This is a genomic window from Actinomyces wuliandei, from assembly GCF_004010955.1.
Lineage (GTDB): Bacteria > Actinomycetota > Actinomycetes > Actinomycetales > Actinomycetaceae > Actinomyces > Actinomyces wuliandei.
In genome coordinates this window covers 2099137-2112130 of sequence record NZ_CP025227.1, presented here as the reverse complement: position 1 = coordinate 2112130, position 12994 = coordinate 2099137, and the positions used below count along the sequence as shown (strand labels likewise).

General features: G+C 71.2%; 7 protein-coding genes. 3 read left to right on the top strand and 4 right to left on the bottom strand.

From position 1 onward, the window contains the following. Window positions 1-2: 2 nt before the first annotated feature. The 4 genes from CWS50_RS08715 to CWS50_RS08700 all read right to left on the bottom strand — a co-directional run bounded on the left by CWS50_RS08715 (window position 3) and on the right by CWS50_RS08700 (window position 7369). Window positions 3-1037, bottom strand: a complete 1035-nt coding sequence (locus CWS50_RS08715) for a carbohydrate ABC transporter permease (protein ID WP_127842480.1) — start codon at window positions 1035-1037, stop codon at window positions 3-5. 3 nt (window positions 1038-1040) lie between these two features. Next, window positions 1041-2381: an ABC transporter substrate-binding protein gene (locus CWS50_RS08710; RefSeq protein WP_127842479.1), complete on the bottom strand. Its 1341-nt coding sequence runs from the start codon at window positions 2379-2381 to the stop codon at window positions 1041-1043. 244 nt (window positions 2382-2625) lie between these two features. Beyond that, window positions 2626-3231, bottom strand: coding sequence for a GDSL-type esterase/lipase family protein (locus CWS50_RS08705; RefSeq protein ID WP_127842478.1), 606 nt, complete (start codon window positions 3229-3231; stop codon window positions 2626-2628). A gap of 121 nt (window positions 3232-3352) precedes the next feature. Then, window positions 3353-7369: a multifunctional oxoglutarate decarboxylase/oxoglutarate dehydrogenase thiamine pyrophosphate-binding subunit/dihydrolipoyllysine-residue succinyltransferase subunit gene (locus tag CWS50_RS08700; RefSeq protein WP_423243494.1), complete on the bottom strand. Its 4017-nt coding sequence runs from the start codon at window positions 7367-7369 to the stop codon at window positions 3353-3355. A gap of 453 nt (window positions 7370-7822) precedes the next feature. On the opposite strand from CWS50_RS08700, the gene CWS50_RS08695 reads away from it, so the two are divergent. From CWS50_RS08695 to CWS50_RS13530, 3 genes are all read left to right on the top strand, one after another. Next, window positions 7823-9253, top strand: coding sequence for a hemolysin family protein (locus tag CWS50_RS08695; RefSeq protein WP_180342315.1), 1431 nt, complete (start codon window positions 7823-7825; stop codon window positions 9251-9253). Further along, window positions 9250-10380 (top strand): hemolysin family protein, encoded by a 1131-nt coding sequence (locus tag CWS50_RS08690; protein WP_127842476.1) that lies wholly within the window; start codon window positions 9250-9252, stop codon window positions 10378-10380. The genes CWS50_RS08695 and CWS50_RS08690 overlap by 4 nt, the downstream gene beginning before the upstream one ends. A gap of 1347 nt (window positions 10381-11727) precedes the next feature. Continuing rightward, window positions 11728-12969, top strand: coding sequence for a M23 family metallopeptidase (locus CWS50_RS13530; protein WP_243118260.1), 1242 nt, complete (start codon window positions 11728-11730; stop codon window positions 12967-12969). The last annotated feature ends 25 nt before the right edge of the window (window positions 12970-12994 follow it).

The window sequence follows — 12994 nt, the reverse complement described above, 5'->3', positions numbered from 1 at the left end:
GGTCACCGCCTCCCTCGTCTGGCGGTGGGCCTGGTGGTGACCGTGAGGAAGACGAGGGACAGCGCGAACGCGGCCACCGCGATGATGACCGCCTCTGCCGCAGCCACCCCGTAGTCGTTGTACTGGAACGCCCAGGTGTAGGCCGAGTAGTTGGGCGTGTACTCGGTGTCCACCGCCGGGGTGATCGTGGCCAGTACCTGAGGCTCGGCGAAGAGCTGGAGCGTGCCGATGATGGAGAACACGATGGTCAGCAGCAGCGCCGGGCGGATGAGCGGGATCTGGATCGAGGTGGCGATACGTAGCGGGCCTGCTCCGTCCACCCTGGCCGCCTCGTAGACGTCGGAGGGGATCGCCTTGAGCTGGGCGATGATGATGAGCATGTTGTAGCCGGTGTAGGCCCAGGTGACGATGTTGGCGATGGACCACAGGACGTTGCCCTCGGCGAGGAAGTCGTACTGGACTCCCACGACCCCCAGGGCGTCCACCAGCGGGGACAGGCCCGGGATGTAGAGGAAGGACCACAGGATGGTGGCGATGACGCCGGGTACCCCGTAGGGCATGAAGTACAGGGCGCGGAAGAGCCCTGGCCACCGGGCCGAGGCGGACTCCAGCAGCAGGGCGAGCACCGTGGCCGCGACGATCATGACGCTCACCTGGACGAGGCCGAAGAGCAGCACGCGGCCGATCGACTGGGTGAAGCCTGCGTTGCCCAGAGCCGTGGCGTAGTTGTCCAGGCCTGCGAAGACCTGCGTGGTCCCCTCCTGCCCGTAGGTGCCCGCGTAGCGGGTGCGGGTGAAGGACTGGACCAGGGCCACGAGGATCGGTACGACGAAGGTCACCAGGAACAGGAGCATGAAGGGTGCCACCAGCAGGTAGGGGGCTGCGGTCCGTCTTCTCGCGCGCGGCGGCCGTCCGGCCCCCGGCGTGCCCGATGACCCACTAGCCCCGGCGTCAGTGCTCCCGGTGCTCCCATGCCTCTGGCCGGACCTGCTGCTCTCACGTGCCCCCGGCTTGTCTGCTGCGCTCACGGTGCTCATCGTTCACCCCCCTGCCTCCCTGGCTGCCAGGCCCCTCCTGCGGAAGGCCTGGACGATCTGGGACTGGCTGGTGGCCAGGGAGTCCACCAGGGCAGTCCCCTCGGTCAGCTTGCGGCGCATGCCGTCGGCGACAATGTTGATGGACTGCTGGCACAGGGGCGGCCACGCCCACTCCAGGTTCTGCTCCTGGGCCATGGGCACCATGACCTCGGTGTTGTAGCTCTGGCCGGAGAAGAACTCGCTGGGACCCTCACGCGGGGTGCCGATGTAGTCGGCCGCCGGTGACCAGCCGATGCCGCAGGTGGTGATCAGAGCGTCCAGCGCCTGGGGGTCGGTGTGCAGCCAGACCACGAAGTCCAGGGCCTCGGCAGGGTGCCGGGAGCCCGCCATGACGGCTGCCGTCGACCCGCCCGAGTAGCTGGACCCGAAGCCGTCCTCCCAGCGGGGCATGGGTGCCACCCGGAACTTCCCGGCGCCTGCGGGCACGGACTCGATGAGGGCGTCTGCCCACGAGCCGTTGGTGTGGGTGGCCAGTGTCCCTGCCCCCATCGCGGACAGCCAGGGTGAGGTGAAGGGGCCGAAGGCGGTGGAGACCAGGTCCTCGTCGATCGCGGTGTCCCAGAACTCGGCCACCCGGACGCTGGCCTCGTCGGTGAGGTTGATGACCCACTCATCGTCCTCAGGCACGAACCACCGGGCACCTGCCTGCTGGCAGAAGGTTGCCAGTATGTTGCCGTCGCCCAGGTTGAAGACGTCCATGAACGTGCCGGGCCTGGCGTCCTTGAGGGTACGGGCCACCTCCGCCCACTCCTGCCAGGTGGCGGGTGGCTGCGCCCCCACCTCCTCCAGGACGTCGGTGCGGTAGAACAGGGCCACTGGCCCGGTGTCCTGGGGGACGCCGTAGACGCCGTCGGCAATGTCCACGTAGCTCCACGCCGCCGGGTCGAAGCGGGTGCGGGCCTCGCGCGCGCCGTAGGGGGAGAGGTCGACCAGGTCCCCGGCCAGGAGGAACTCCGGGACCATGCGCATCTCTACCTGTCCGACGTCCGGGCCGCCCCCCGCCGCCAGGGCCGAGTAGAGCTTCTGGTACCCGCCGGACGTGGAGGAGGGGATCCAGGTGACCTGGACGGTCACGTCCGGGTTGGCCTGGGAGTAGAGGTCGGCGACCTTCTGCAGGTCCTTGAGCCAGGACCAGTAGGTCAGCGTCACCCGGCCCTGGGCAGGGGGGACGGTGGGGGAGGTGCTCGCGTCCTGGCGGGTGGGCGAGCAGGACCCCAGGGCTATAGAGGCCGCAGCACCTGCGCCCAGGGTGAGGGCGGCGCGACGTGAGACCGAGGTGGGCATAACTGCTCCTCGTCTGCTTCTCTCCGTTGAGAAGCTGTTGGGAACCGGGTCCCTGACAAGGCCTCTGCGCCCCCTCATGACCGTGGTGGCGGGATCGACTGGGCCTCCAGGAATCCCTGTCACCAAGGATACATGCTGGTGGTGGTCGTGGGAAGCCCCTCCTGCGGGTGGGAGTGAGAGGGCAGGGACCGGGCGGTCTGGTCGGCAGGGGTGCCTCAGCGGTGCGGTCCCGCCCGTCCTGGGCTCAGCCGCCGTAGGGTGCTGTAGGTCGCCCGGTACCCAGCCACTCATACCAGCCCCGGTGGAGGACCAGCCAGGCCAGGAGGCCGTAGCCGGCCTGGCCGGGGTGCGACCCCCCGGCCGCGGTGACGTCGGTGTTCCACTGCTCGTGGTTGCGCAAGGGCTCGAAGGTGTCCACGTAGGGGACCTGTCGGCGGTGGCACACCTCAGAGGCGGCTGTGGACAGGCGGGAGGTGGCGTCCGGGTCGGCGTCGGCCAGGGGCGGAGGCCCCACCACAAAGCACCGCCGCTGCTCCGAGGCCGCCGCGTCCAGGATATTGGCCAGGGCCAGGCGTGAGCGCGCGTAGGACACGCCTGCGATGACGTCAGCCACGCCCAGGCCGATCACCAGCCGGCTGCGTCCGTTGGGGGTTGAGCGGCGAGCGACCTCTGCCTGCCACCGCTCGGCCAGCTGTGCCGTCGTCTCACCGGGGACGGCCAGAGTCGTCCACAGGATCGGGACCTCCCGGGGCGTGCGCGCCATGACCCGTCCGGTCCACCCCAGCGCCCGGCCGTCGCCATAGCCGGCGACCAGCTCGTCACCGACGAAGCTCAGCCTCGTGTCCTCCACGACGCGTCTCCTCCCTGACGTCCTCGTCTCCGTTGTCTGTCTCCCGGTCGGTCCCCGTGGCCACCACCTGGCCAGCGTGTCCAGCCTGCTCTGCCCAGCTGTGAGGGGCGCACCGCGCCAGTCAGCGGGCGAAGGCCGCCTCGACCAGCTCGGTCTGCTGCTGCCTGAAGACGCCCGCCGTACCCACGGCAGGGGCGGCGGCCTCCGGCCGGGCCACCAGGCGCGGGAGCACGCCACCGGTGAGCTCGGTGGGCAGGTGGAGCGCCAGGTAGGGCCACGCCCCCTGGTTGGCGGGCTCGTCCTGGACCCACACCAGCTCCGCCCCGGCAAAGGGAGCCAGGGCCGCGGCTACGGCGTCGGTCTCCAGCGGGTAGACCTGCTCCAGGCGCACGATGGCGGTCCGCCTGTCACCGGTGGCTTGCCGGTGGGCAGCCAGGTCGTAGTAGACCCTGCCCGAGCACAGCAGTACCCGGTCGACCTGCGAGGTGCCCCCGGTGCTGCCGCTGGGCGCGCCCTGCTGCGGGGACCGGGCCACCTGCCCGGCTGGCTCCTCACCTGCCGCCCCTCCTGGCCCTGGCTGTCCGAGCAGCTCCGGGTCGGTCTCGCCGATGACCGGCTGGAAGCGTCCGGAGGTGAAGTCCTCCACGGGTGAGGTCGCCGCCTTGAGCCGCAGCAGCTGCTTGGGGGTGAAGACGACCAGGGGGCGGCGGGGGCGGCGGTAGGCGTGCTCTCGCAGCAGGTGGAAGTGGTTGGCAGGAGTCGAGGGCTGGGTCACCCACATGTTGTCCTGCGCGCACATCTGCAGGTAGCGCTCCATGCGCGCCGAGGAGTGGTCCGGCCCCTGGCCCTCCTGGCCGTGGGGCAGCAGCATGACCAGGCCGGAGCGCTGCCCCCACTTCTGGGTCGCGGAGGCGACGTACTCGTCGATGACGCTCTGGGCGCCGTTGGCGAAGTCGCCGAACTGGGCCTCCCACAGGGTCAGGCCCTCGGGCCGCTCCACCGAGTAGCCGTACTCGAAGGCCAGGGCGGCGTACTCGCTGAGCAGGGAGTCGTAGACCTCGAAGGGGGCCTGGTCCGGGGTCAGGAAGCTCAGGGGCGTCCACTCCGTGCCGGAGCTGTAGTCGTGCAGGACGGCGTGGCGCTGGGAGAAGGTGGCGCGCCGGGCGTCCTCGCCCGCCAGGCGCACCGGCACGCCCTCCATGAGGAGGCTGCCCAGGGCGAGCAGCTCACCCAGCCCCCAGTCGATGCCACCTGACCGGGTGGCGGCCTGGCGCCGCGACAGCATGCCGGACAGACGGGGGTGGATGGTGAAGGACTCCGGCCAGGCGACCTGGGCGTCCCCGATGCGCTCGACGACGTCGCGTGGCACCGCCGAGCTCCAGCCGATCATCATGCCTGTGCCCGCCTGCTGGGAGGCGGGCACCTCCAGGGAGGAGCGGGGCAGGCCGACGGTGGTGGGGTCGGCCTGGTCCTGCGACTCCGCCGAGGCCAGCTCGGTGGCGGCCTGTTGGGAGGGCTCGCCCCTGGTGCGCGCCTCCGACAGGATCCGCTCCAGCTCGGCGTGGTAGGCGGCGCTGACCTGCTCCGCCTCCTGGCGGGTGATGTCGCCCCGGCCCACGAGGTTGGCGGTGTAGACCTCCCGCGTGGAGGCCAGGGAGTCGATGAGGCGGTACATGACCGGCTGGGTCATGGAGGGGTCGTCGCCCTCGTTGTGACCGCGCCTGCGGTAGCAGACAAGGTCGATGACGACGTCCTTGTGGAAGGTCCGCCGGTAGCTGTAGGCCATGTGGGCCACGCGGGCCACCGTCTCGGGGTCGTCGGCGTTGACGTGGAAGATCGGTACCTGCAGACCCTTGGCCAGGTCGGTGGGGTAGGTGGTGGAGCGGGCTGATGCGGCCCCGGTGGTGAAGCCGATCTGGTTGTTGACGATGACGTGGACCGTCCCCCCGGTGCGGTAGGCGGGCAGCTGGCTCATGTTGAGCGTCTCGTAGACGACGCCCTGGCCTGCGAAGGCGGCGTCTCCGTGCACGAGCACCGGTATGACCGTGTAGCCCTTCTCGCCCAGGCCGATACGGTCCTGCTTGGCGCGCACGATCCCCTCCACCACGCCGTCGACGGTCTCCAGGTGGGAGGGGTTGGCCGCCAGGGAGACGCGGGTGGAGACCCCGTCGGTGCCGGTGAACACGCCCTCGGTGCCCAGGTGGTACTTCACGTCCCCGGTACCTGCGCCCTCAATGACGCCGTTGCCGTCGAACTCGTCGAAGACCTGGCTGTAGGACTTGCCCGCGATGCTGGTCAGGACGTTGAGGCGCCCCCGGTGGGCCATGCCGATGACCACCTCGTCCAGGCCGTCGTGGGCGCAGGAGTCCAGGAGGCGGTCGAGCAGGACGATGAGGGACTCCCCGCCCTCCAGGCTGAAGCGCTTCTGTCCCACGTACTTGGTCTGCAGGAAGGTCTCGAAGGCCTCGGCCTGCTCCAGCTTGGTGAGGATCCGGCGGCGCTCGGCGGCGTCGACCTCCCGTCGGCCGCCCTCCAGGCGCTCCTGCCACCAGGTGCGCTGGGCGGGGTCCTGGATGTGCATGTACTCGATCCCTGCCGTGCCGCAGTAGGTGTCACGCAGCATGTCCAGGATCTCGCGCAGGGTGGCCCGGTCCCGGCCTCCCAGGCCCCCGGTGGGGAAGGTCCGGTCCAGGTCCCACAGGCTCAGGCCGTAGGAGGTGATGTCCAGGTCGGGGTGGCGGCGCAGCCGGTAGGTCAGCGGGTCGGTGTCGGCGGCGAGGTGGCCTCGTTGGCGGAAGGCGTGGATGAGCTCGGCCACGCGGGCGTGCTTACCGGTCTCGTGCTCGGGGTCGTAGGTGGTGTCGCGCGCCCAGCGCACCGGCTCGTGCGGGATGCGCAGGGACTCCAGCGCCCGCTCCCAGAAGCCGTCCAGCCCCAGGAGCTTGTGCTCCACCAGGCGCAGGAGCTCCCCGGAGGAGGCCCCCTGGATGACCCGGTGGTCGTAGGTGGAGGTGAGGGTGAGCGTGCGGCCGACGCCGTGGCGGGCCAGGGTCTCGGCGCTGGCCCCGGCGAAGGCCGCCGGGTAGTCCATGGAGCCCACGCCCACAATGAGACCTTGACCTGACATGAGGCGGGGCACGGAGTGCAGGGTGCCGATCATGCCGGGGTTGGTCAGCGTCACCGTGGTGCCCTGGAAGTCTGCGGGGCTCAGGGAGCCCTCCCGTGCCCGGCGCACCAGGTCCTCGTAGGCGGCGACGAAGCCGGCCAGGTCCATGAGGTCAGCCTGCTTGAGCGAGGGGACCAGCAGGCGGCGCTGGCCCTGCGGGCCGGGGACGTCGACGGCCAGGCCCAGGCCCACGTGCGCGGGGGTGCGCAGGCAGGGCCGCCCTGCCTCGTCGGTGGTGTAGGAGACGTTCATCTCCGGCATCTGGGCCAGCGACTCCACAAGCGCCCAGCCGATGAGGTGGGTGAAGGACACCTTGCCGCCACGGGTTCGGGCCAGGTGCGCGTTGATGATGGAGCGGTTCTCGATGAGGACCTTGGCGGGGACCGCCCGTGCGGAGGTGGCAGTGGGTACCGACAGGGAGTCCTCCATGTTCCTGGCGGTGCGGGCAGCCGCCCCCTTGAGACGGGTGCTGGTGGCGCTAGTAGCACTGCTGGCACGAGCACTGTCGGCGTCGTGGCCTGTGCCGTCTGTGCTGCTGGCAGCGTCGCTGGTGCTGTCTGCGCCGACGTCTCCGCCGCCGGTGCTGCCGCTGCCTGCCCCGGGCTCCAGGTCGCGGGCCTGCTGGCGGGACAGGCGCTGGGCGTAGGGGGAGGTCGGGGGAGCGGTGTCGGAGGGCGGGGCCGGAGGCAGGTCGGAGCGGCTGACGTCCTGGACGGCAGAGGCCTGGTACCTCGTGGAGGCGGGGGCGAACGCAGTGGTGATGGTGGCCCGGCGGGCGGCGTCGTGGGGGAGCGCAGCGGGCTGCATGGGCTGGACCGGCTGCCCCGCCGACACCGCCGTCGTGGTCGTTCCCGGGGCGGAGCCCGCAGTCCGGTGCTGACCCGCTGCCGGGTCGGCCTCGAAGAGCTCACGCCACTGGGGGCTCACCGAGGACGGGTCGGCGGCCCAGGCGGCCCGTATCTCCTCCACCATCCACTCGTTGGCGCCGAATCCTGCGGCTCCTGCGGCGCGGTCCTGCGTTGGCACGGCTTCTCCTTGTCGGCGGTGGCGGCCCAGGCCCGTCACCGTGCCGCCCGCCGGCCCGGTGCTCCTCCCGGCCGCAGGAGGTGCGCACGGCGCTGGTGGAGAGCCGGTGCCTGGAACCTGGTACATGAGGAGTGGCACAGACTGGTACCACACACATGCTACAAGTGGGTCTGGGCGCGTGGGGGCGGCGCGCAGGGGCGGGTGCGAGCTGACAGCGCTGTGTCCGGGCTGTCGGCCTGACGGGCCGGCCACCTTTTCCAGTGGTAGCGTGCGCCCTACTATGCGCCGACACGCTTGCCGGGTACGCGGACGCCTGTTCCGTCCGCACCCCGATCCTGACCACCACTGTTCCCGGCACCTTTCGCGGTACCCCTGTCGGCGCCTGCACGGGAGGCCGTGGTGAACGACTGGCTCATGATCCTGGTCGGTGTCCTGCTCACCCTCGGGACGGCCCTGTTCGTGGCCGGGGAGTTCTCCCTGGTGGCCCTGGACCCCTCCACGGTGGAGACCCGGGCCGCCTCCGGAGGGCGCCGGGCGTCCACCGTCCGCAGGGCGCTCACCCGGCTGTCCACCCTCCTGTCCGGGGCGCAGGTGGGGATCACCCTGACCACGGTCCTGCTGGGGTACACGATGCAGGCCGCCCTGGCCAGGCTCCTGTCGGAGGTCATGAGCGGGTGGCTGGCGCAGTCTGTAGCCGTAGGCACGGCTGCGGCCGTCTCCCTGGTGGTGGTCAACGCCTTCTCCATGGTCGTGGGCGAGCTCATCCCCAAGAACGCCACCCTGGCCGACCCCATGCGCGCCGCCGCCCTGGTGGCTCCCTTCCTCATGGGCTTCTCCCTGCTGCTGCGACCGGTCATCGTCGTCCTCAACGACACCGCCAACCTGGTGCTGCGCGCGATGGGGATCACCCCGGCTGAGGAGATCAGCGGCACCCGGTCGGCCTCCGAGCTGGCTGCCCTGGTGCGTCACAGCGCGCAGGAGGGCACCCTCGACTCCACGACGGCCACCCTGCTGACCAGGTCGATCGGTGTGGGGGCGCTGACCGCTGTCGACGTCATGACCGACCGGGGACGCCTCCACACCCTGGAGTCCGGGGCCACCGCGGAGGACGTGGTCCACCTGGCCCGTGCCACCGGGCACTCCCGATTCCCGGTGACCGGGCAGGACGTGGACGACATCCTCGGGATCGCCCACCTGCGCCGCGCTGTCGCCGTCCCCTACACCAGGCGCGCCGAGGTCCCCGTGGTCTCCGCCTCCCTCATGGCTGTCGCGCCGCGGGTGCCCGAGACGATGCCCCTGGCGGACCTGCTCGTCGAGCTGCGGGCACAGGGGTCCCAGATGGCGGTCGTGGTTGACGAGTACGGCGGGACCGCCGGGGTGGTCACCCTGGAGGACGCCGTGGAGGAGGTGGTTGGGGACGTCACCGACGAGCACGACCCCCGTCGCTCCGGCGCCCACCTGGACCCGGCGGGCAGCTGGGTGGTGCCCGGCTGGATGCGCCCTGACGAGCTGGTCTCCCGCACGGGCGTCACGGTGCCCGACGACGGTCCCTACGAGACTCTGGGCGGCCTGGTCATGACCGAGCTGGGCCGTATTCCCCGGGTCGGGGACCGTGTCGTTCTTCCTCGGGCGGTCCTGGTTGTCGACGCCATGGAGGACCGTCGTGTCGTCCGGCTGCGGGCTCGCGGTGTCGGTCCCGAGGCAGAGGGACCCGAGGCAGAGGGAGGAGAGGCGGGTGTGGACGGGGGGAGGACCGGACCTGCCACCGGGCCGGGGGCTGCCGGCCTCGGACGCGGCGGGGCAGGTCTGCGAGGGGAGGGCCGACGATGAGCACGCCCGCTGCCCTGCTGGTCGCCGTGGTGCTCCTGGCTGGCAACGCCTTCTTCGTCGGGGCGGAGTTCGCGGTGACCTCGGCACGCCGCAGTCAGCTCGAGCCCCTGGCTGAGACGGGTGACGCCAGGGCCGTGACGGCGTTGTGGGCGCTGCGTCACGTCTCGCGCATGTTGGCCACCGCCCAGCTGGGAGTGACCCTGTGCTCCACGGGCCTGGGCGTGGTGGCCGAGCCTGCTATCGCCCACGCGATCGAGCCCTGGCTGGCCCGCCTTGGTGCAGGGCAGGCGGGCACCCACGCTGTGGCGGTGCTTATCGCCCTGGTGGTCGTGGTCTACCTGCACGTGGTGGCGGGTGAGATGGTGCCCAAGAACATCTCGATCTCCTCCCCGGAGAAGGCGGTGCGGTGGCTGGCCCCGCCGCTGGTGCGTGTGGCCACGGTCCTTGGCCCTGTCGTCTCCGGTCTCAACGGCCTGGCCAACGGGGTGCTGCGCCTGCTGGGTATCGAGCCCAAGGAGGAGGTCGCGGCAGCCTTTAACGCCGAGGAGGTCGCCTCCATCGTGGAGCGCTCCACCGCCGAGGGTGTGTTGGAGGACACCACCGGACTGCTGAGTGGGGCGTTGGAGTTCTCCGAGGAGACGGCGGGCAGCGTCATGGTCCCTGTGGAGGACCTGGTCACCCTGCCCCTGGACTGCACGCCTGAGGACGTGGAGGCGGCGGTGACCTCCACCGGCTACTCCCGGTTCCCTCTCGTGGCCGTGACTGACGCTGCCGGAGCCAGTCGTGCGGGGGAGGACAGCGGTCGTGAGGTGCTGGCTGTCACCGGCTACCTGCACCTCAAGGACGTTCTTGACGCCGACGGCGAGGAGCGCACGCACCCTGTCCCAGCCTGGCGGGCGCGTGCCCTGGTCCCCGTACGCGCGCACGACGAGATCGAGACGGCGCTGGTGGCCATGCAGCGCACCGGCGCCCACCTGGGGCGTGTGGAGGACGCGGAGGGCCGGGTTCTAGGCGTGGTCTTCCTGGAGGACATCCTTGAGGAGCTCGTGGGGGAGGTCAACGACGCCATGCAGCGCGGCGGCACGCGGGCAGCGGTCGAGCACGACCAGGGTGTGGATACGCCATGATGTGACGTGATGTGACACGTATCTTGGCGTGATCCGGGTCGCCCGGCTATTCTTCTAGAAGACATGCCCCGATCAACGTCGTATCGTTACTCGGGTTAGTGGGCAGGGTGCTCCCAGGGTGCGCCCCGCCTGGTCCAGGTTATCGTGCGAGCAGCCTTGGGAGGCACCAGCGTGAGCTCACAGCCCCTGAGCCGACGGCAGCGCCGTGAGGCTGAGCGCGCCGCAGAGGCCGCCCGTGCTCGGTCTGACGTCCCAGCCCAGAGGCAGGGCGGTGGTGCGTCGGGTCGCCGGCTGACGGAGGCTGAGGCAGCCAGCGTCCTGCTTGGTGGGCAAGGTGCGTCGGGGCTGGGGGAGGCCCGAACGCGTGGGGCGCAGTCTGCTGCTGGGGCAGGCTCTCCTCCAGTGGCCACCCAGCAGGCGGGGAGCGCAGCGGCTCCGCTCAGTCGCATGGAGCGCAGGCGGCAGGCGGCGTCGCGCCGCTCAGCGCCACCGGAGGTCCCCGCCGCTGCGACATCTGCGGCCCCTGTCTCCACACCCTTTCCCACGTCTTCTGCGACCCCTGCGGGGTCGGTCGGCCCTGCGGCTGTACCATCGTCGTCACTGGCTGGGTTGTCACTACCATCGGTGCCTCCGACCTCTGCCAGGGTCTCAGCGTCCACCTCGGGCCTCGCTGCGCAGCCCGTGCCCTCCCCGGCCGCCCCAGCCCCCCGGGACCCTGGTGCTTCTGCTTCCGGCCCCGGGCTGTCCCGCGACGCGCACCCTCAGGGGGTGGGGGAGACCCGCCGCTCCAGGCGGCGTCAGCGACAGGGCCAGGACCAGGCTCCGCCGTCGTCCGCACCCGTGGCCCGGGAGACAGGGGCCTCGCCCCGGGTCACGGCTTCTGGCGGGTACCCCCAGCCTCGGCAGGAGGCCGACCGGGCTGCTCCGACGGCTCAGCCCGGAGGGCAGAGGCGTCTGCGGAGGTCCGGGGCCGCCCAGGTCCCACCTGCTCCGGTCTCTTCTTCTTCCTCCTCCTCCGTGCCGTCGCGGCCCCGGGGCGGCGACGCGTCCTCGTCCACAGGGGCACGGCCCCTGCCCCCTTCCGGGGCTGCCCCTGCTGCCCCGCACCAGGCGGGCGCGGCCGATGCGTCTGGCCCTGCGCGCAGCATTCCTGAACGTGGGCGGACACGGCGGTCCCAGCGCTCCGAGACCCGTGCCGCCGATGCGGCGACATCTGCCGGGGCTGTCTCCAGGCAGGCGGCCCCAGAAGCCTCAGCTGTCCGGGAATCCTCAACCGTCCGAGGAGGACGTTCCCGAGAGGCGGGGGACCAGTTTCGCGGTGAGGCCGCTGCCTCCCCGGTCCCCACCGTGACGCTCAGCACTGGCTCCCTGACTGGCACTCCTCCGGGTGCCGCTACGGTCCCGGCAGGGGCCGAGCTGCCTACGCCGCTGCCGGTAGGTCTGCCCGGTGCCGGTGCACAGCCTGCGGGGGAGCCGGTTCCCGCTGATGTGCTGACCGCCCCGGCACAGTCTGCCTCCCGGACCTCGCAGGCGCCCCCGGCGCAGGTCGCAGAACCTGCCGGGTCCGGGGAGGATGCGAGAGCAGCCCCGCGTGAGCTCCGCTTCTCTCCGGAGGTGCGTGAGCGTCGCAGTGCTGACACCCTGCAGGTTCCAGAGGTGCGCCGGGTCCGGCGTGCTCGGCAGGCGGGACGCGAGGTGCCTGCGGGCGCTGGTACTGTCCGCGACGACCACGGCTCCGGGACTGGCTCCGGGGCTGAGGCCTCACAGTCCTCGCAGCCCTCGGCGCGCCGCCGGGGCGCCGGTGTGGTGGGGCGCAGCGCGGTGCTCAGCGTCCTGGCCGTGGCGACGGTGGTCGCGCCCCTGAGCGGCTACCTGACCAATGCGGCGCTGGCCTCAACCCGCTCCGCCTCCCAGCCGGACGACTCCTCCCCGGAGGCGACCGCACGCGCCTCCTCCGTGGCCGCCGCCGTCCTGGGCTCGGACGCTGACTGGGACGAGGACACTGACGACCAGCTGTCCAACGTGCCTGACGCCGCCACGCTGGCCCGTATCCGTGAGGCCTACCAGAACGCGGCCCAGACCTGCTCCTCCGAGACAGGTGCCTCAGGGGACACGGCTGCCTTCAACGCGGCACCAGAGCTCTTCTACCCGATGCTGCCCGGCAGCTACGAGATCTCCTCGGTGTACGGCTACCGTATTCACCCCACCCTGGGTGTCCTCAAGCTGCACGCCGGGCAGGACATGGCCGCGCCGGTGGGTACGGCCATCTACGCTGCGGCTGAGGGGACGGTGACCACTGCGGGGATGGTGGACGGCACGGGTACTGTCACCATCAGGCACGAGATCGACGGTAAGGTCTGGTACACCAGCTACCTCCACATGTATGAGGACGGTATCTACGTCGAGGAGGGGGACACGGTCTCTGCGGGTGACCTGATCGCCGGGGTCGGCAACACGGGCCGGTCCTCGGGTGCCCACCTCCATTTCGAGGTACGTACTGCTGACGACTACTCCGACGACTCCACCGTTGACCCCTGGAAGTGGCTTCAGGAGCACGAGGCTGTCGAGTTGACGACCGACTGCGCCTGACGGAGCCTGACAGAGTGCCAGGCGG

Excerpts from the sequence above, each read along its gene's own strand:
- CWS50_RS08715 (WP_127842480.1), bottom strand. The coding sequence starts at position 1,037 with ATGAGCACCGTGAGCGCAGCAGACAAGCCGGGGGCACGTGAGAGCAGC.
- CWS50_RS08710 (WP_127842479.1), bottom strand. The coding sequence starts at position 2,381 with ATGCCCACCTCGGTCTCACGTCGCGCCGCCCTCACCCTGGGCGCAGGT.
- CWS50_RS08700 (WP_423243494.1), bottom strand. The coding sequence starts at position 7,369 with ATGGTGGAGGAGATACGGGCCGCCTGGGCCGCCGACCCGTCCTCGGTG.
- CWS50_RS08690 (WP_127842476.1), top strand. The coding sequence starts at position 9,250 with ATGAGCACGCCCGCTGCCCTGCTGGTCGCCGTGGTGCTCCTGGCTGGC.